General features: G+C 66.7%; 22 protein-coding genes and 2 tRNA genes. 16 read left to right on the top strand and 8 right to left on the bottom strand.

All coding sequences use genetic code 11. The annotated features are described in order from the left end of the window. Positions 1-90: 90 nt before the first annotated feature. From HWX14_RS03475 to HWX14_RS03460, 4 genes are all read left to right on the top strand, one after another. Positions 91-963 (top strand): N-acetylmuramoyl-L-alanine amidase, encoded by an 873-nt coding sequence (locus HWX14_RS03475; protein WP_175881549.1) that lies wholly within the window; start codon positions 91-93, stop codon positions 961-963. Positions 964-1,055: 92 nt separating this feature from the next. Then, a complete protein-coding gene (gene rpiA / locus HWX14_RS03470; protein ID WP_175881548.1) occupies positions 1,056-1,751 on the top strand; it encodes a ribose-5-phosphate isomerase RpiA in 696 nt (231 codons plus the stop codon). A 282-nt stretch (positions 1,752-2,033) separates the two neighbouring features. Continuing rightward, on the top strand, positions 2,034-2,750 hold the full coding sequence (locus HWX14_RS03465; protein ID WP_006476118.1) for an FCD domain-containing protein: 717 nt from the start codon (positions 2,034-2,036) through the stop codon (positions 2,748-2,750). 101 nt (positions 2,751-2,851) lie between these two features. Beyond that, positions 2,852-3,841, top strand: a complete 990-nt coding sequence (locus tag HWX14_RS03460) for a Gfo/Idh/MocA family oxidoreductase (protein ID WP_175881547.1) — start codon at positions 2,852-2,854, stop codon at positions 3,839-3,841. A gap of 61 nt (positions 3,842-3,902) precedes the next feature. On the opposite strand, the gene HWX14_RS03455 is transcribed toward HWX14_RS03460, so the two are convergent. The 7 genes from HWX14_RS03455 to HWX14_RS03425 form a co-directional block, all read right to left on the bottom strand. Beyond that, the gene (locus tag HWX14_RS03455; RefSeq protein WP_012328406.1) at positions 3,903-4,595 is read right to left on the bottom strand and encodes an amino acid ABC transporter permease; all 693 of its coding nucleotides are present in this window, start codon (positions 4,593-4,595) and stop codon (positions 3,903-3,905) included. A 122-nt stretch (positions 4,596-4,717) separates the two neighbouring features. Then, positions 4,718-5,512, bottom strand: a complete 795-nt coding sequence (locus tag HWX14_RS03450; RefSeq protein WP_175881546.1) for a cystine ABC transporter substrate-binding protein — start codon at positions 5,510-5,512, stop codon at positions 4,718-4,720. A 100-nt stretch (positions 5,513-5,612) separates the two neighbouring features. Next, a complete protein-coding gene (locus tag HWX14_RS03445) occupies positions 5,613-6,650 on the bottom strand; it encodes a quinone-dependent dihydroorotate dehydrogenase (RefSeq protein WP_027807358.1) in 1,038 nt (345 codons plus the stop codon). A 98-nt stretch (positions 6,651-6,748) separates the two neighbouring features. Further along, on the bottom strand, positions 6,749-7,579 hold the full coding sequence (locus HWX14_RS03440) for an arginyltransferase (RefSeq protein WP_006476113.1): 831 nt from the start codon (positions 7,577-7,579) through the stop codon (positions 6,749-6,751). Positions 7,580-7,612: 33 nt separating this feature from the next. Further along, positions 7,613-8,377 carry a leucyl/phenylalanyl-tRNA--protein transferase gene (gene aat, locus HWX14_RS03435; RefSeq protein WP_175881545.1) on the bottom strand — a complete coding sequence of 255 codons (765 nt, stop codon included), beginning with the start codon at positions 8,375-8,377 and terminating at the stop codon, positions 7,613-7,615. An 11-nt stretch (positions 8,378-8,388) separates the two neighbouring features. Beyond that, entirely contained in the window at positions 8,389-8,934 is a 546-nt protein-coding gene (locus HWX14_RS03430; RefSeq protein ID WP_006476111.1) for an NUDIX hydrolase, read from the bottom strand. 183 nt (positions 8,935-9,117) lie between these two features. After that, positions 9,118-9,194, bottom strand: a tRNA-Met gene (locus HWX14_RS03425). Positions 9,195-9,391: 197 nt separating this feature from the next. Between HWX14_RS03425 and HWX14_RS03420 the strand changes: the two genes are divergently transcribed. Genes HWX14_RS03420 through HWX14_RS03410 form a run of 3 tightly spaced genes read left to right on the top strand, consistent with a single transcriptional unit; the run spans position 9,392 to position 11,417 of the window. Next, positions 9,392-9,889, top strand: coding sequence for a heme-degrading domain-containing protein (locus tag HWX14_RS03420; RefSeq protein ID WP_006476110.1), 498 nt, complete (start codon positions 9,392-9,394; stop codon positions 9,887-9,889). Positions 9,890-9,892: 3 nt separating this feature from the next. Beyond that, positions 9,893-10,231 (top strand): multidrug efflux SMR transporter, encoded by a 339-nt coding sequence (locus tag HWX14_RS03415; protein ID WP_011545307.1) that lies wholly within the window; start codon positions 9,893-9,895, stop codon positions 10,229-10,231. A gap of 31 nt (positions 10,232-10,262) precedes the next feature. Further along, complete coding sequence (locus tag HWX14_RS03410; RefSeq protein ID WP_175881544.1) at positions 10,263-11,417, top strand: enoyl-CoA hydratase/isomerase family protein; 1,155 nt, start codon at positions 10,263-10,265, stop codon at positions 11,415-11,417. A gap of 133 nt (positions 11,418-11,550) precedes the next feature. Here HWX14_RS03410 and HWX14_RS03405 read toward each other — a convergent pair whose 3' ends face one another. Then, a complete protein-coding gene (locus HWX14_RS03405; protein WP_006484223.1) occupies positions 11,551-11,979 on the bottom strand; it encodes a hypothetical protein in 429 nt (142 codons plus the stop codon). A gap of 341 nt (positions 11,980-12,320) precedes the next feature. Between HWX14_RS03405 and ssuD the strand changes: the two genes are divergently transcribed. The 9 genes from ssuD (at position 12,321) to HWX14_RS36340 (ending at position 18,006) form a co-directional block, all read left to right on the top strand. Continuing rightward, positions 12,321-13,478 carry an FMNH2-dependent alkanesulfonate monooxygenase gene (ssuD, locus tag HWX14_RS03400; RefSeq protein ID WP_175881543.1) on the top strand — a complete coding sequence of 386 codons (1,158 nt, stop codon included), beginning with the start codon at positions 12,321-12,323 and terminating at the stop codon, positions 13,476-13,478. Between the two features lie 16 nt (positions 13,479-13,494). Then, entirely contained in the window at positions 13,495-14,307 is an 813-nt protein-coding gene (gene ssuC / locus HWX14_RS03395) for an aliphatic sulfonate ABC transporter permease SsuC (protein ID WP_011545311.1), read from the top strand. Next, the gene (locus HWX14_RS03390) at positions 14,304-15,263 is read left to right on the top strand and encodes an ATP-binding cassette domain-containing protein (protein WP_175881542.1); all 960 of its coding nucleotides are present in this window, start codon (positions 14,304-14,306) and stop codon (positions 15,261-15,263) included. The genes ssuC and HWX14_RS03390 overlap by 4 nt, the downstream gene beginning before the upstream one ends. 57 nt (positions 15,264-15,320) lie before the next feature. Then, positions 15,321-15,536, top strand: a complete 216-nt coding sequence (locus tag HWX14_RS03385; RefSeq protein WP_006476104.1) for a TOBE domain-containing protein — start codon at positions 15,321-15,323, stop codon at positions 15,534-15,536. 147 nt (positions 15,537-15,683) lie between these two features. Next, complete coding sequence (locus tag HWX14_RS03380; protein WP_175881541.1) at positions 15,684-15,881, top strand: hypothetical protein; 198 nt, start codon at positions 15,684-15,686, stop codon at positions 15,879-15,881. A 55-nt stretch (positions 15,882-15,936) separates the two neighbouring features. Next, a complete protein-coding gene (locus tag HWX14_RS03375; protein WP_175881540.1) occupies positions 15,937-16,182 on the top strand; it encodes a hypothetical protein in 246 nt (81 codons plus the stop codon). Between the two features lie 130 nt (positions 16,183-16,312). Next, entirely contained in the window at positions 16,313-17,299 is a 987-nt protein-coding gene (gene dusA / locus HWX14_RS03370; protein WP_244130177.1) for a tRNA dihydrouridine(20/20a) synthase DusA, read from the top strand. 54 nt (positions 17,300-17,353) lie between these two features. Continuing rightward, positions 17,354-17,429, top strand: a tRNA-His gene (locus HWX14_RS03365). A gap of 220 nt (positions 17,430-17,649) precedes the next feature. Next, positions 17,650-18,006 carry a hypothetical protein gene (locus HWX14_RS36340; RefSeq protein WP_244130157.1) on the top strand — a complete coding sequence of 119 codons (357 nt, stop codon included), beginning with the start codon at positions 17,650-17,652 and terminating at the stop codon, positions 18,004-18,006. The last annotated feature ends 268 nt before the right edge of the window (positions 18,007-18,274 follow it).

Genomic DNA, 18,274 nt, shown 5'->3' with positions numbered 1-18,274 from the left:
CGTCCCGCGCGCGATGCGCGGGCGTCGAACGACCCGAACGACGCGTGCCGCGATGCAAAGCGGCACGCGGTTCTCCGGAACCCGCGACCGATGACCCTGTTTCGTGTTGGCGTCTCCTGCGCCGTGCTTGGGCTGCTGGCGGCCTGCACGTCGCCGTCGCTCGTCGAACGCGGCACCTACTACGCCGACACGAGCCTGCACGCGCGCGGCGCCGATTCGCGGATCCGCTTTCTCGTGATGCATTACACCGAAAGCGACGAGACGAAATCGCTGCGTACGCTGACCGGCGATTCGGTCAGCGTGCACTACGTCATCCCGCCGCAGCCGCGCACCGAGCGCGGGATGCCGGTCGTCTACCAGCTCGTTCCGGAAGCGCGGCGCGCGTGGCACGCGGGCGTCAGCGAGTGGCAGGGCACGACCGAGCTGAACGCGGTGTCGATCGGCATCGAGAACGTGAACCGCGGCCCGCTCGACGCACAGCAGCGCACCTGGCAGCCGTATCCGCCCGAACAGGTCGACGCGCTGGTCCGCCTGTCGAAGGACATCGTCGCGCGCTACCGGATTCCGCCGACGCGCGTGGTCGGGCACAGCGACATCGCGCCGCAACGCAAGATCGATCCCGGCCCGCTGTTCCCGTGGCATGCGCTCGCGCAAGCCGGCGTCGGCGCATGGCCGGACGACGCGACCGTCGCCGCGCGGCTCGGCGGCCGCGACCCGCACGCGCCGGTCGACGTGCGCGAACTGCAGCTCAAGCTTGCGCGCTACGGCTACGACGTGCCGACCGACGGCGTGCTCGACACGCGCACGCGGCGCGTGTTCGCGGCGTTCCAGATGCATTTCCGGCCGTCCGATTACGCGGGCAATCCGGACGCGGAAAGCGACGCGATCGCGCAGGCGCTGCTCGACAAGTACTTCCCCGGCACGCAAGCGGCGGACCCCGCGCCGGCGGCCGACATGCGCTGAATACGCGGCGTATCGCCCGCCGAAAAACGCGGGGGCGTGCGCCGACTCCGGTAAACTGGCGGTTTTCCGCAATCCCGCAGCATTACCACGCCATGACTCAAGACGAACTCAAACGCCTCGTCGGCCAGGCCGCCGCCGATTACGTGATCCAGAACGTGCCGGAAGGCGCCGTGATCGGGGTCGGCACCGGCTCGACCGCCAACTGCTTCATCGACGCGCTCGCCGCCGTCAAATCGCGCTATCGCGGCGCCGTGTCGAGCTCGGTCGCCACGACCGAACGCCTGAAATCGCACGGCATCAAGGTGTTCGACCTGAATGAGATCGATTCACTGCAGGTGTACGTCGACGGCGCCGACGAGATCGACGCCGGCGGCGCGATGATCAAGGGCGGCGGCGGTGCGCTGACGCGCGAGAAGATCGTCGCGTCGGTGGCCGACACGTTCGTCTGCATCGCCGACGCCAGCAAGCGCGTGCCGGTGCTCGGCGCATTCCCGCTGCCGATCGAGGTCGTGCCGATGGCGCGCACGGCGATCGGCCGGCGCGTGACCGCGCTCGGCGGCGTGCCCGTGCTGCGCGTGACGAAGGACGGCGCGCCCTACATCACCGACAACGGCAACGAGATCATCGACGTGAAGGGGCTGCAGATCGCCGATCCGCGCGGTTTCGAAGCGCAGGTGAATGCATGGCCGGGCGTCGTGACGGTCGGCCTGTTCGCCGAGCGCGGCGCGAATCTGTGCTTGCTCGGCACGGAAAACGGCGTTGAAACGATCGTTTATCCGGCTCGCTGAAACTGAATGAGAAGCAGTCCGTAACGGCGCGGTATCGGCTGTCATGGATTGGATGGTTAAATCTTGTGGAAACCGGGGTCCGGCAGGCGCGGCGCGCTTCCCGGGCCTTTTTTTTAGCCGTATAAATCACCTCGTTCAAAAGAGGGATAACCCTGTCAGGTGTTTACCAGATAGCGAAATATCGTCGAACTCATCAACTTATAGATCATAAGAACAGAGTAGTAACCAGGGCCGGCGGAACTGCGGAGCAGGTGTTCGCAAATCGACGCACGGGGAGGTGTCATGGAGCAGGGCAAAGACCGGTCACTGGTCGCCAAAGTGATGGATGGGCTTGTCGCGGGTATCGTCGAAGACAAGTACGGCGGCATCTTGCCGCCGCAGGACGTGCTGTCGAAAGAGTTCGATGTGAGCCGCACGGTGATGCGGGAAGCGTTGTCGATGTTGCTTGCGCGCGACATGCTCGACGTGCGTCCGAAAGTCGGGACGCGCGTGCGGCCGATGCGCGACTGGCGGATGATCGACGAAGACGTCGTGAGCTGGCGATTTCGGGCAAAGCCCGATCCGCAGTTCATGCGCGACGTCATCGAATTCCGGATGCTGATCGAACCACGCGCGACCGCGCAGGCGGCGGTGCGTGCGACGGCGGCCGACATCGCGGGCATTCGCGAAGCGTTCGATGCGTTCAAGGTGCTGCAGCCGGGCGACCCCGGCTACGACACGGCGGACGAGCTGCTGCATACGCGGATCGTCCAGGCGAGCGGCAACCAGTTCTTCCAGCAGATGGCGGCGATCGTGCGCGGAGCAGTGCGTCTCGTGAATCCGCGCGTCGTGCAGAAGGAAGGCGCGCACGACATCGCGGTGAAGGCGCATGCGCGCGTCGTCGATGCGATCGAACGGCGCGACCCGCGCGAAGCCGAAGCGGCCTCGCTCGCGCTGATCGATTTCAGCGCGGACGAGATTTCGCGCGATTTCTCGGTCGACGTGCCGGTGCGTGCCTGACGCGGCGCGTGTCGCTCATCCTCGTGCCGCCGGGCCGTTTATCATGAGGGCCGGCCGGCAGCGTGCCGGCCACCGCCATACGACCGACACGGAAAATCAGGATGAACGACAACGACCATCGCCCGGTGCGCTTCGGCATCGTCGGTGCAGGCAGCATTGCGCGCCGCTTCGCGCAAAGCCTCGCACATGTGCCGGGCGCCACGCTCGCCGGCGTCTGGGCGCGCCGCGCCGACGCGGCTGCCGCCTTCTGCGGGGCATACGGCGGCACGCCTGCCGCGAGCCTCGACGCGCTCCTCGCGAGCGACGAGATCGACGCGGTCTACATCGCGACGCTCCATGACAGTCACGCGCAGTACACGCTGGCCGCCCTGGCTGCCGGCAAGGCCGTGCTGTGCGAGAAACCCGCGGCGCTGAACGCCGCGCAACTCGACACGGTGCTGGACGCGGCGCGCGATGCCGGGCGGCTCTTCATGGAGGCGATGAAGCCGCCATTCTTCCCGCTGTACCGTCGGTTGCGCGCGCACTTGCGCGACGATCCGATCGGCGAGATCCGGCTCGTGCGGGCCGGTTGCGCATCGTCGTCGATGCCGGACGACCATTCCGTCTATCGGCTCGATCGCGCGGGCGGCGCACTGCTCGACATCGGCATCTACGAGGCGTTTCTCGCCGTCGACTGGCTCGGCGCGGCGCGCGACGTGCAGACGCTCGGCCGCGTCGGCGCGACGGGTGTCGACCTGTTCGCGAGCCTGAACAGCGTGCATGCGAACGGCGGGATCGCGCAGCTCTTTTGCGGGCTCGACGTGATGGGGCGCGGCGATGCGCTGATCGCCGCGGCGGGCGGCCACGTGACGATTCACGAGAAGTGGTGGAACCCCGAGCGTGCGACGATCCGCTATGCGGACGGGCGCACCGTCGAACTCGACGCACCGGCCGAAGGCGGCGGGCTGAACTACGAAACCGCGCATTTCTGCGACCTGCTGCGCGCGGGCGAGACCGAAAGCCCGATCATCACGCACGACCATTCGCGACAGATGATCGTGATGACCGATGCGGCGCGCGCCGTGCTCGGCGTGCGCTATTCGGGCGAATAGGGGGAACAGGCGGGAAGGAGGGCGTCGGGCCCGCGAGCGCGGCCCGGCGCGACGGCGCGGCTCAGTGCCGCGACGGCAGCGACAGGCGCTTTTCGTACCAGCGCTGCACCCATTCGAGGATCTGGCACAGCACCCAGTACACGGCCGCGGCGGCGAGATAGAGCGGCAGCGGCTGATAGGTCGCGGCGATCACTTCCTGCGCGCTGCGCAGCAGTTCGGTCACGGTGATGACGGACACGAGCGACGTGTCCTTGATCAGGCTGATCAGGCTGTTCGACAGGCTCGGCACCGCGATGCGCAGCGCCTGCGGGCCGATCACGTAGCGCAGCGTCTGCCCCCACGACAGCCCGAGGCTGTACGCGGCGAGCCACTGGCCGCGCGCGATTCCGTTGATCGCGCCGCGCATGCTTTCCGACATGTAGGCCGCGACGTTCGCGGACAGCGCGATCACGCCGGCCGGCGTCGGGTCGAGCGAGATGCCGAGGCTCGGCAGCCCGTAATAGATCACGAAGATCTGCACGAGCAGCGGCGTGCCGCGCATCAGGCTCACGTACGCGCGCGCGAGCCACGCGAGCGCATTGACCCAGATGCGCTCGAAGCCGTCGAGCGCTTCGCTTTGCCGGATGCCCATCATCGCGAGCACGACGGCGCCAAGCAGGCCGAACACCATCGACAGCACGGCGAACTTGACGGTCAGTACGGCACCCTGGGCGAGCACCGGCAGCGATTGGACGAGCAGGGACGTTGTCGACATGGAATACGAGGCGAATGCGTGCGCGAAAGCGCAATCATAAACCGGACCGATAAAACAAAGGGCGGCATCGTTGCGGATGCCGCCCTTTCCGGCCCGCCGTCAGGCGGGAAATGCAGGCGTGCTTACTTGATCGGTTTCGTCACGTCGATGCCGAACCACTTGTCGGAGATCTTCGTGAACGTGCCGTCGGCCTCGAGTTGCGTCATCGCGTCGTCGATCGCCTTCTGGAACTTCGGGTTGCCCTTCTTGAACGGGATGCCCGACGGGTTCGCCGAACCGACGTTCGCGCCCGGGCGCAGCGGCAGCTGCGAGTTCTTCGTCAGGTACGCGAGCATCAGGCGGTCGTTGAGCGCCGCGTCGAGGCGGTCGGCCGCGAGATCGCGCAGGTACTCGGGCGCGCCCGGGTACGTCTTCACGTCGATGCCCGGCACCGATTTCGCCATGTCCATGTAGTTCGTGCCGAGCGCGACGCCGAGCTTCTTGCCCTTCAGGTCTTCCAGCGACTTGAACTCGCGCGCGTCGTCCTTGCGCTGGATCAGCTGCGCGGACGAGTACGTGTATGCCGGCGAGAAGTCGAGCGTTTCCTTGCGCTTGTCGGTGATGCCGACCTGGTTGGCGATCACGTCGAACTTGCCGGCCTGCAGGCCCGCGATGATGCCGCTCCATTCGGTCGTCACGAATTCGGCCTTCACGCCGAGCTTCGCGGCGACGGCCTTCGCGATGTCGACGTCGAAGCCGACGAGTTCGCCTTGCGGGTTCTTCGAGTTGAACGGCGGGAACGTACCTTCGAGGCCGACGCGCAGCGTGCCGCGCTGCTTGACCTGGTCGAGGAGGTCGGCCGCATGCGCGGTGGCCGCAGCGAACGACGTGCCGATCACGCCGGCAACCAGCAGCTTCTTCAACAGCGAAAATTTCATCGTGTGTGTCCTTGCCCTGTCCGGGTCAATGATTCTGATCGTGAAGTCGATGATAGCAAAAATACTATCGAAAACTAAATATAGTTTGCTTATGGCTATATTACGCACTGCGTTCGCGGGCGATCGCCTTCACGCATTCGGACACGAGCGCCGGGCCGCGATAGATGAAGCCGGTATAGAGCTGGACGAGCGCCGCGCCGGCCGCCAGCTTCGCACGAGCGTCCTCGCCGGAGAAAATGCCGCCGACGCCGATGATCGGCACGTCGTTGCCGACTTCGGCGTGCAGCTTGCGGATCACTTCGTTCGACGCGTCGAACACGGGGCGGCCCGACAGGCCGCCGGCTTCGTCCGCGTGCGGCAGGCCCTGGACGGCCGCGCGCGACAGCGTCGTGTTGGTGGCGATCACTGCCTCGATCTTGTGGCGCAGCAGCGTGTCGCCGATTTCCTTGACTTGCTCGTCGTCGAGATCGGGCGCGATCTTCAGCGCGAGCGGCACGAGCTTGCCGTGCAGGTCGGCGAGGCGCTGCTGCTTGTCCTTCAGCGCGGCGAGCAGCGCGTCGAGCTCGCCCGCGCCCTGCAACTGGCGCAGGTTCTTCGTGTTCGGCGACGAGATGTTGATCGTCACGTAGCTTGCGAACGGGTACACGCGCTCGAGGCAGTACAGGTAATCCTCGGCGGCGCGCTCGATCGGCGTGTCGGCGTTCTTGCCGATGTTCAGGCCGAGGATGCCGCGATAGCGGGCGGCCTGGACGTTCTTCACGAACTGGTCGACGCCGTGGTTGTTGAAGCCCATCCGGTTGATCAGCGCCTCGGCCTGCGGCAGCCGGAACATCCGCGGGCGCGGGTTGCCGGGCTGCGGGCGCGGCGTGACCGTGCCGACCTCGATGAAGCCGAAGCCGAGCGCCGCGAGGCCGTCGATGGCCGCGCCGTCCTTGTCGAGGCCGGCCGCGAGGCCGACCGGGTTGCGGAACGTGAGCCCCATCACGGTGCGCGGCGCGTCGGGCACGCGGGCCGACAGCGCGCAGGCGAGGCCCGTGCGTCCGGCCGCGCCGAGCGCGCGCAGCGTGAGGTGGTGAGCGTCTTCCGCATCCATTTTGAACAGGGATGCGCGGGCCAGCGGGTAGAGGGAACTGAACACGGGAATGGGGCGGACGGCCGAAATGAATGACAACCCGCTATTTTACCGGGAGTTGCGCGGCACGGGCATGCTTCGCTTCGTAGCCGCCGCCGCGCGCGTCAGCCCGAGCCGGAATGCCCGCCCGGCAACGGTGCGCGCGCGAGCGCCGCGTCGACGGGCGGCAGGTCGATCCGTTCCGGATCGAGTGTCTTCCAGCGGCCGTCGATCAGTCCTTCGAGCGGATGGAAGTTCGCCTTGTAGGCCATCTTCGGGCTCTCGCGGATCCAGTAGCCGAGGTACACGTAGGGCAGCCCGAGGCTCTTCGCCTGCTCGATCTGCCACAGGATGTTGTAGGTGCCGTAGCTCGTGTGCCGGTCGTCCGGCTCGAAGAACGTGTAGACCGACGACAGCCCGTCGCCGAGGATGTCGATCATGCTGACCATCCGCAGCTTGCCGGGTTCGCCGCCCGGTGCGTCGAGGTCGCGGAATTCGACGAGGCGCGAATTGATCCGGCTTTGCAGCAGGAACTGTTCGTACTGGTCGCGGCTGTCGCGATCCATGCCGCCGCCCGCGTGGCGTGCCGACTGGTAGCGCATGTAGAGCGCGTAGTGCTCTTCGTCGTAGTGCAGCGGCGACACCGTCGCGACCAGCGCGCGGTGCCGCTTCCACATCCTGCGCTGCGTGCGCGTCGGCGCGAACTCGCCGACCGGCACGCGCACCGGCACGCATGCGCGGCAGCCGTCGCAGTACGGGCGGTACGTGAAGACGCCCGAGCGGCGGAAGCCGGCCTTCACGAGTTCGGTGTAGATGTCGGAATTGATCAGGTGGCTCGGCGTCGCGACTTGCGAGCGCGCGATGCGGCCGTCCAGGTAGCTGCACGGATAGGGCGCCGTTGCATAGAATTGCAGCGCCGAAAGCGGTGAAAGCGGCAGCTCAGTCGGGTGAGTCATGGGCAGCTCTCGATGCAGGGAAGGAGTGCCGCGCTAGCGCTCGCTCCCGGTGGGCGCCGCCGTTTCGGCGGGGCTCGTCAGCGCGGCGAGCACGCGCTTGTCGAACTGCCACGGAATCGGCGGTTCGGCTACCGCGCGGCGCACGTGAGCGACAAAGGCCTTGCGTGCGATCTCGCGGCCGCCGAGCGACGCTAGATGCGACGTATTCTGCTGGCAGTCTATCATTTCCAGCCCCTGCTCGCGAAGGTGCGCGATCAGCGCGGCCAGCGCGATTTTCGACGCATCGGTCGCGTCCGCATACATCGACTCGCCGAAAAACATCCGGCCGAACGACACGCCGTACAGGCCGCCGACGCGGCGCCCGTCGTGCCACGTCTCGATGCTGTGCGCGTTGCCGGAGCGGTAGAGCGACGTGTAGGCGTCGATGATCTCGGCGGTGATCCAGGTGCCGCGCTGCCCGCGGCGCGGCGCCTGCGCGCAGGCGCGCATCACGCCGGGAAAGTCGTGATCGACGCGCACTTCCCATTCCGGCGTGCGCAGCACGCGCTTCAGCGTCTTGCGCAGCGACGGCGATACCTTGAATTCGGCCGGCACGAGGATCATGCGCGGGTCGGGGCTCCACCACAGCACCGGCTGGCCGTCCGAGTACCACGGGAAGATGCCGCGCAGGTACGCGTCGATCAGCCGCGACGGTAGCAGGTCGGCGCTCGCGGCGAGCAGCCCCGGCGCGCCGGTCGCCGGACCGAGCGCACGTTCGATGGACGGAAACGGATCGTCCGGGCCGAGCCAGGGAACCATGGGTGCGGGGCTCAGCCGTTGCGCAACGAGCGGAAGATATCGCCGGTGTGCACGCCGTAGTCGCCGGCGGCGCGATCGGCGAAGAAGAAGCGCAGCGTCTGGCTGACGGTCGGGAACGCGATCTCGTCCCACGGGATGTCGGCTTCGTCGAACAGTTTCACTTCGAGGCTTTCCTCGCCGGCTTCGAAACCCGGGTCGGTGAGCCGCGCCAGGTAGAACAGATGGACCTGGTGCACGTGCGGCACGTTGAGCAGCGTGAACAGGTTCTGCACCTCGACGCGCGCGCCGGCTTCCTCGAGCGTTTCGCGTGCGGCGGCTTCCGCGGTCGTCTCGCCCATTTCCATGAAGCCCGCCGGCAGCGTCCAGAATCCGTAGCGCGGTTCGATCGCGCGGCGGCACAGCAGGATCTGGTCGCCCCAGACCGGCACCGTGCCGACGACGTTGCGCGGATTCTGATAGTGGATCGTGCCGCAGTGATCGCAGACGAAGCGCTCACGGTTGTCGCCCGGAGGAATGCGCGCGAGGACTTCGTGACCGCAGACGGAGCAGAATTTCATGTCGAGTGGAAGGGACGAGGTGATGCGAGTGTATCACCGGCCCGCGGCATTCTTGAACGCCTGCGCATGCGGCGGCGTGTCGTGCGAAACGGCGGGCGCACGAGCGAAGAGGGCACCGCGTTCGGACGCGCGAAAACAAAAAGCCCGGCGCGAGGCCGGGCTTTTTGCGAAATTCTGGACGGTTGGTTGCGGGGGTAGGATTTGAACCTACGACCTTCGGGTTATGAGCCCGACGAGCTGCCAGACTGCTCCACCCCGCGTCCGTCGAAGAAATGAATTATAAGGAGTTCCCCGAACGCGCGCAAGCACTTTCTGACAATCCCGTGTCGCGTCTGGTGGGGACGGTGCGCTGGGCGCGTGCGCTAGAATCGAGCGGTTTGTTTCGTCACTTCGGCAGCGGGGCCCTGCGCGATCGCATCGGCGCCGCTGCGACTCTCATTACTGCATCGACGGATTCATGGATATCGCTCACGATCTGCAATCGATCGGCGCGCAGGAACAGGCGCTCGTGTTTCCCCATTTCGACCCGGCCCGCGCGTGGGCGCTCGGCAACCGGATGCACGCGCTCGCGACGTCGCGCGGCCATGCGATCGCAATCGACATCGTCACGTTCGGCCAGCCGCTGTTCTACGCGGCGCTCGCCGGCGCGACGCCCGACAACGCCGACTGGGTGCGCCGCAAGCGCAACGTCGTCGCGCATTTTCGCCGCAGCTCGTACGCGATCGGCCTGCGCATGCAGCAGGCCGGCGCGACGCTCGCGGACAAGCACGGGTTGCCGGTCGCCGAATATGCGTCGCACGGCGGTTCGTTTCCGCTGACCGTCGCCGGCGCCGGCGTGATCGGCTCGATCACCGCGTCCGGGCTCCCGCAGCGCGCGGACCACGAGTTCGTCGTCGAGGCGCTGTGTGCGGAACTCGGTCACGACTACGCGGTACTGGCCCTCGCAAGGAGCTGAGCGATGCAACTGCCCGGTTACGCATGGCTCGCGATCGCGATCGTCGCGGAAGTGATCGGCACGTCCGCGCTGCGCGCGGCGGACGGCTTTACGCGCTTGTGGCCGTCGGTCCTCGTCGTCGCCGGTTACGGCGTCGCATTCTACTGCCTGTCGCTCACGTTGCGCACGATGCCCGTCGGCATCATCTATGCCGTCTGGTCGGGCGCCGGCATCGTGCTGATCACGCTCGTCGCGATGCTGCTCTATCGCCAGGTGCCGGACGTGCCGGCGGTGATCGGTCTCGGGCTGATCATCGCGGGCGTCGTGGTGCTGAACCTGTTCTCGAAGATGCAGGCGCACTGAGCGTGCGACTGCCGTTTGCCGGATGACCGTCATGACCGATTCCACTCCCGCCGCCGCTTCCGCCGAATCCGCCCAGCCCGACGTGCGCGCGTATGTCGCGAACCGCATCGGCTTTCTCGAACTGAACCGGCCAAAGGCGCTGAATGCGCTGTCGGTCGGCATGATCCGGCTGATGCAGCAGGCGCTCGACGCATGGCGCGACGATCCCGACGTCGTCGCGGTCGTCGTGCACAGCCCGCATCCGCGCGCATTCTGCGCGGGCGGCGACGTGCGCTTCTTCCACGACGCGTGGCAGCGCGGCGACCGCGATGCGGTCGACACGTTCTTCATCGAGGAATACACGCTGAACCATGCGATCTTCACGTATCCGAAGCCGTACATCGCGCTGATGCACGGCGTCGTGATGGGCGGCGGCATGGGGATTTCGCAGGCGGCGCGGCAGACGGGCGGCCTGCGCGTCGTGACCGACTCGACGAAGATGGCGATGCCCGAAACGCGCATCGGCCTGTTCCCGGACGTCGGGATGAGCTGGTTTCTCGCACGCACGCCCGGCGCGATCGGCCGCTATCTCGCGGTGACCGGCGTGACGCTCGACGCGGCCGGCGCGCTGTACGCGCAACTCGCCGACGTCTATCTGCCCGATGCCGCGCTGCCGGCGCTGCTCGACACGCTGCGCGGCGCGCGCCTCGACAGCGGCGCGCAGGCCGTCGCCTGCGTGACCGACGCGGCAGCCGCGCACAAGGTCGTGCCGACGCCCGACACGTCGGCGCTTGCGGACGCGCGCGCCGGGATCGACCGGCATTTCGCGCAGCCCGACCTCGACGCGATCCTCGCGTCGCTCGACGCCGAGCAGGATTGCGCGGCCGTCGACGGGTGGGTCGAGAAGGCGACCCACGCGATGCGCGAGCAGTTGTCGCCGCTGTCGATGGCCGTGTCGCTCGAAGTCGTCGAACGCGCGCGCGGCGCGACGATGGCCGATTGCCTGCGGCGCGATCTCGATCTCACGCGCTCGACCTTCGCGCACGGCGACGTGATCGAAGGCGTGCGCGCGCTGATCGTCGACAAGGATCAGCAGCCTGTGTGGCGTTTCAAGTCGGCCGCCGACGTCGGTCGTGCCGACGTGCTCGCGATGTTCGGCAGCCCGTGGACGCCCGACACGCATCCGCTGCGCAAGCTGAAGGACTGACGTCGATCGGGCTGACGCGCGCGGCCGATCGACGCGCGACACGGAAACGAAAAGGCCGTGTGCACGATGCACGCGGCCTTTTTCATGGAAGTCGGTCGGCCTGAGGCCGAAGGGTACGTCGTCCGCGCCGGCGTTATTCGTCGCCCGCGTCGTCCGACATGAACGCGCGCATGAACACGAGCGCGCCGAAACCCCACACCGCGTTCGCCGCGAAGCCGGCCGCGAGCACGGGCATCATGTTGCCCGACGGCCAGATGCCGCGCAGCGGATCGATCGCGAACACGCGGGCGGCCGTCAGCACGATGCCGCCGAACACGAGCGCGCCGATCCACGATGCTTCGCGTTCCGGCGACACGCGCAGCAACCACGCCATCGGAATCGCGCAACACGCGCTGATCAGCGCATTCGCGACAAATTCAGGAATGCCGAGCGGCGCGAACGGTTGTGTCGAGAAGCCGGTTGCGGCGATCAGGTCGGCCGTGTGGAGGAGGGCGAGCGTGGCCTCGCGGAAGAACAGCGCGGCCAGGAAGCCGGACAGGAACGGCAGGATGACTTTCTGCATCGATGAGTGCACCGCAGGCGCGCACGGCCGGGGCCGGGCGCGCGGAGTTATTCGGATAGGTGCGCCATTATAGGGCCCGGCCGCGGCGATATTCGCTCCAGCGTCGTGCTAATCACGAAAGCGGAAAACCTAAGCTCAAAAAAATCGTTCCAAAGCCCTGTACCGATCCCTAGACTGATTTCCCAGAAACAGCCGTGCAATCGCGTCCTCGTCCGCGGCACGGCCTGACCGGCGAGCCATCCCGATTCGAATGCACACCATGCATGCGTCGCTCATCCGCGACGCGAGCAGGGCGATGCTTTTTTCAAATTTCGGCAGTGACAGTCAAGCAGGAGCAGCAGATGAATGTGTTCTGGTTTATCCCCACGCATGGCGACAGCCGCTATCTCGGCACGGCCGAAGGTGCGCGCGCCGCGGACTACGATTACTTCAAGCAGGTCGCCGTGGCGGCGGATACGCTCGGCTACGAAGGCGTGCTGCTGCCGACCGGCCGTTCCTGCGAGGATGCGTGGGTCGTTGCGTCGAGCCTGATTCCTGCGACGCAGCGCCTGAAGTTCCTGGTCGCCGTGCGCCCCGGCATCGCTTCGCCGGGGCTGGCCGCGCGGATGGCCGCGACGTTCGACCGCCTGTCGGGCGGCCGCCTGCTGATCAACGTCGTCACGGGCGGCGATGCGGCCGAGCTCGAAGGCGACGGCCTGTTCGCCGATCACGACACGCGCTACGAGATCACCGACGATTTCCTGAACATCTGGCGCGGGCTGCTCACCGCGTCGCACGACAACGACGGGTTCGACTACATCGGCAAGCACCTGCAGTCGAAAGGCGGCAAGGCGCTTTATCCGCCCGCCCAGCATCCGCATCCGCCGCTGTGGTTCGGCGGCTCGTCGCCGGCCGCGCACGCGATTGCCGCCGATCACATCGATACCTACCTGACCTGGGGCGAGCCGCCCGAGGCCGTCGCGAAGAAGATCGCCGACATCCGCGCCCGTGCCGAGGCGCGCGGCCGCAAGATCAAGTTCGGCATCCGCCTGCACGTGATCGTGCGCGAGACCGAGGACGAGGCATGGCGTGACGCCGATCGGCTGATCAGCCGGCTCGACGACGACACGATCGCGCGTGCGCAGAAAGCGTTCGCGAACATGGATTCGGAAGGCCAGCGCCGGATGGCCGCGCTGCACGGCGGCAAGCGCGGCGGCCGCGAGTCGCTCGAGGTCTATCCGAACCTGTGGGCCGGCGTGGGGCTCGTGCGCGGCGGCGCCGGCACGGCGCTCGTCGGCAATCCCGAGCAGGTCGCGGAACGCATGCGCGAATACGCGGATCTCGGCATCGAGACGTTCATCCTGTCCGGCTATCCGCACCTCGAGGAATCGTATCGCTTCGCGGAACTCGTGTTCCCGCTGATCAAGGGCAAGGGTGCGGAGAAGGCCACCGGCCCGCTGTCGGGGCCGTTCGGCGAGATCGTCGGCAACAACTATCTGCCGAAGACGGCCCAGAGCTGAGCGACGGAGGCCTGCGATGACAACGAAAACGTCGACGACGGGCGTCGCCGTGGCCGCCCGCGCGTGGCGCGGCGTCGCGCCGTGGCTCGTGCCGCTCGCGTTGCTGGTGGTGTGGGAAGTCGGTGCGCGCACCGGCTGGCTGTCGACCCGCGTGCTGCCCGAGCCGGTGGCGGTCGTGCGCGCGGCCTGGTCGCTCGTGACGTCGGGCGAAATGTGGGCGAACGTGAAAGTGAGCACGTGGCGCGCGCTGTTCGGCTTCGCGATCGGCGGCGGCGTCGGTCTCGCGCTGGGGCTTGCGACCGGGCTGTCGAAGGCCGCCGAGGTCGCGCTCGACTCGACGATCCAGATGATCCGCAACATCCCGGCGCTCGCGATGATCCCGCTCGTGATCCTGTGGTTCGGCATCGACGAGAAGGCGAAGCTGTTCCTCGTCGCGCTCGGCGTGTTCTTCCCCGTCTACATCAATACGTATCACGGCATCCGCTCGGTCGACGCGAACCTGATCGAGATGGCGAAGAGCTACGGCGTGCGCGGCTTCGCGCTGTACCGCGACGTGATCCTGCCCGGTGCGCTGCCGTCGATCCTCGTCGGCGTGCGTTTCGCGCTCGGGCTGATGTGGGTGATGCTGATCGTCGCGGAAACGATCTCCGCGCAGTCGGGCATCGGCTACATGACGATGAACGCGCGTGAATTCCTGCAAACCGACGTGGTGGTGGTCGGCATCCTGCTGTACGCGGTGCTCGGCAAGCTGGCCGATGTGCTGGCGAAATGGATCGAGCGCGTGACGCTGCGCTGGCACCCCGCCTATCAATCAGGAGCAAAGGCATGAATGCGACGACTTCGGCGGCTGCCTATGGCCCGCTCGCCGGCGCAGACCTCGAGGCCGAACTGGCGCAGGCCCGCGTCGCGGACGGCGATGCGCGCGAAGCGGCGATTCTCGAACGTGACGGCAGCGCATCGGTCGTGCCGCTCGCGCGGCGGCGCGCAGGCGGCCCGGCATCCGACGACGCGGTCACGCTGTCGGGCGTCAGCAAGCGCTTCGGCGCCCGTACGGTGCTCGACAACGTCGAGCTCGGCATCGCGCGCGGCAGCTTCGTCGCGATCGTCGGCCGCAGCGGCTGCGGGAAATCGACGCTGCTGCGTCTCGTCGCGGGGCTCGAGGAGCCGAGCAGCGGCGCGCTCGTGACGCGCGGCGAGGGCGGCGGCGCGCTCGATACGCGGATCATGTACCAGGATGCACGCCTGCTGCCGTGGAAGAGCGTGCTGCAGAACGTGATGCTGGGCCTCGGCCGCGGCGCGCGCGACCAGGCCCGCGCGGTGCTCGACGAAGTCGGGCTGCTGGAACGCGCGAACGACTGGCCCGCGCAACTGTCGGGCGGCCAGCGGCAGCGCGTCGCACTGGCCCGCGCGCTCGTGCACCGGCCGCAACTGCTGCTGCTCGACGAGCCGCTCGGCGCACTCGACGCGCTCACCCGCATCGAGATGCATGCGCTGATCGAGCGCCTGTGGCGCGAGCATCGGTTCACCGCGCTGCTCGTCACCCACGACGTGCAGGAGGCCGTCGCGCTCGGCGATCGCATCCTGCTGATCGAGCAGGGGCGGGTGGCGCTCGACCAGCCGGTGCCGCTCGACCGGCCGCGTGCCCGCGCGTCGGCCGCCTTCGCGGCGCTGGAGGATCGCGTGCTGAAACGCGTGCTCGCCGGCGGCCCCGGCGCGGCCGATCAGGACACGGAGCATGAAGCAGACAAGGTTCGACCGGTCGGGCAGATCCGCTGGGCCGTTTAATTCCGGGCGGCTCCGGCCGCCCGTTCTGAGACTTTTTTCTTCGGAGCGATCATCCCGATGAGCATCACCGCAATCAACGTACGTAACCAGTTCAAGGGCAAGGTCAAGGAGATCATTCGCGGGTCCGTGGTCTCCGAAGTCGACGTCGAGACGCCGTTCGGCATCGTCACGTCGGTGATCACCACCCGTTCGGTGGACGAACTCGAACTGAAGGTCGGCGCGGAAGTCGTCGCGCTCGTGAAGTCGACGGAAGTCTCGATCGCGCGTCTCTGAGCGCGCGGGTCGCGCGTCGGTGCGGCGCCGCCGGGCAGGCAACGTGCCCGGCGGCGCCGCATTGCGTTCGCGCCGCGCGTTTGCCTCGGTATTCGAGTGCCGGACGAAGTGCTAGGATGGAACGACACCGATGCCGGAGGCCAACGCATGACCCCCATCCTTTCCCCCGAAGCCATCGAGGCGCTGAAATGGATCGACCAGTTCGGCGACAGCCGGCCGGTTCCCGCCGCGTTCGACGACGTGGTCTATGCGTTGCTGAATGACGGGCTGATCTATCAGGCGACGGCCGACCGGGTCGACCTGACGGCCGATGGCCGGGCGTTTTTGTCCGACGAATACGATTGAGCGTGCGGCGCCGGCCGCGCACGCGGCCTGGCGCGGCGTCGCCACGGAGCGTGCGATGGAACCGAGAGGCAGCGACCTCGGCGATTTCAGCGAGCCGTACCGCGGTTTCGAGATCGAGGTGAAGACCGAGCAGGTCTGGGACGGCGAGCATGCGCACTACCGCGTGCTGCAGGGCGATGCCGTACGGATCGACTGGCGGCTGGTCAAGGTCGACGGGATGCTGCTCACCGAGCGGCGCGTGATCGAGCGCGTGTTCGACGAGGCGCGCCGGGCGGTCGATGGGGAGCTGGGCGACCGGTAGCGCGCGTGTCGGGCGGGCATCGCCGGTATTGCGGTAAAATAACAGGTTGTTTCCGCGCCGCCTGGCCTGTCGCCCGAATTCCATGTCCGTTCCGTCCTCGCTTCCTCCCCGCCGTGTATCCGTCGCGCCGATGCTCGACTGGACCGACCGCCATTGCCGGTCGTTCCACCGCACGCTGACGCGCAATACGTGGCTATATACGGAGATGATCACGACGGGCGCGCTGCTGTTCGGCGATGCCCAGCGGCATCTTGCGTTCACGCCGAGCGAATCGCCGGTCGCGCTGCAACTGGGCGGCAGCGAACGTGACGACCTCGCGCGCGCGGCGAAGCTCGGCGAGCAGTGGGGCTACGACGAAATCAACCTGAATTGCGGGTGTCCGTCCGAGCGCGTGCAGCGCGGCGCGTTCGGTGCATGCCTGATGAACGAGCCGGCGCTCGTCGCCGACTGCGTGAAGGCGATGCGCGATGCGGTGTCGGTGCCGGTGACGGTCAAGCACCGGATCGGTGTCGATGCGGTCGAGGATTATGCGTTCGTGCGCGACTTCGTCGGCACGGTGGCCGAGGCCGGTTGCGAAACCTTCGTCGTGCATGCCCGCAACGCGATCCTGAAGGGGCTGTCGCCGAAGGAGAATCGCGAGATCCCGCCGCTCAAGTACGACTATGCGTATCGGTTGAAGCGCGATTTTCCGTCGCTGGAGATCGTGATCAACGGCGGCATCACGACGCTCGATGAAGTCGCGCAGCATCTCGAGCACGTCGACGGCGTGATGCTCGGCCGCGAGGCGTATCACAACCCGTACGTGCTGGCGGAGGTCGATGCGCGCTTCTACGGGTCGACCGCAGCGGTGCCGACGCGCGAAGAGGCCGAAGCGCAACTGATCGCGTATTGCGCGGCCGAGTTGAAGCGCGGCGCCTACCTCGGCGCGATCGTGCGGCACGCACTCGGGCTGTATCGCGGCATGCCGGGCGCGCGCGGCTGGCGTCGCGTGCTATCCGACAACAAGAAGCTCGCGCGCGGCGATCTGGCCGTGTTCGACGAGGCACGCGCACATCTGAACGAAGCCGAAGAATTTTTTGAAAAAAAGGCTTTGCAAGATTCAAAAGTGTTCGTATAATCTTGTTCTTCGCTGCTGAAACAAAACAGCGAAGCGAAGAAAGCAGTATCAGTGGTGGCTGTAGCTCAGTTGGTAGAGTCCAGGATTGTGATTCCTGTCGTCGTGGGTTCGAGTCCCATCAGCCACCCCAAAAAATTCAAGCAAAAAGCCCGGTTCATTGAGCCGGGCTTTTTGCTTTCTGGCGTTCGGACACAGCCGTCGTGTGTCTTGGTCACGGCGTCTTTAACGAAGTGGCATCCCCGTATTCAACGAAACCACCGCGATGCCATTTCGGCCTTGCGCTTCAAAAGAGCGGTTGCGTAAAGCGCGCTGCGCGACAGCAACATCAGGCGCATGTAAAGGGACACCCTTTGCACAAGAGAATCAAATGCAATGGCGATGAATTCGACGGTTACGAAATCATCGTCGAGTCCGTGCAGCCGGCACCGGGCAGCATGTGGACGCCGAACATTCGGGTTGGTAAAGACGGAATCGAGCCGCCCCGGCGATATGACTTCGATATCGACTATCAGAAATCGGGCGAAGCAAGGAGGGCGGGTGTCGAAGTCGAGCGCGTGTTCGTGCGTGGTATCGGCCGATACCACCGCTTGTCCGGCATCTGCAATGTGATGCCGAAAAAGCCCGGTCCCGCTTCGTATCGCGTTTCCTTGTCGTTGCGCCGACAACGTTCGTACCACTTTGCCCGCAGCGCTTCCCTTCCCGCCTAAGGTTCCCGCCCGCCATGCCGTTATCTTGCCTGGACAGCCCTCGTGCCTCGAATGCTGATCCGTTTTCTTGCCTGCTCGCGCAACACGCGAGCAGGCTTTTTTCGTTTACGCCCGTTCATAACCGGCTGATTGGCGGAATCGAACAGGGGCTTGGCGCAAACCGACAAAGCGCAACAGTCTTACATGCGTGTAATGTATGACCTTCCTCGTGCCCTCATGCTTTACAGGGCCGTTCGATCCCGACGACCGGAGAAGGTGTCGGGATTTT

The sequence above is a fragment of the Burkholderia sp. BCC0044 genome, from assembly GCF_902832955.1.
Lineage (GTDB): Bacteria > Pseudomonadota > Gammaproteobacteria > Burkholderiales > Burkholderiaceae > Burkholderia.
The sequence above is the reverse complement of the archived record's forward strand: the minus strand, read 5'-3'. Positions and strand labels throughout refer to the sequence as shown.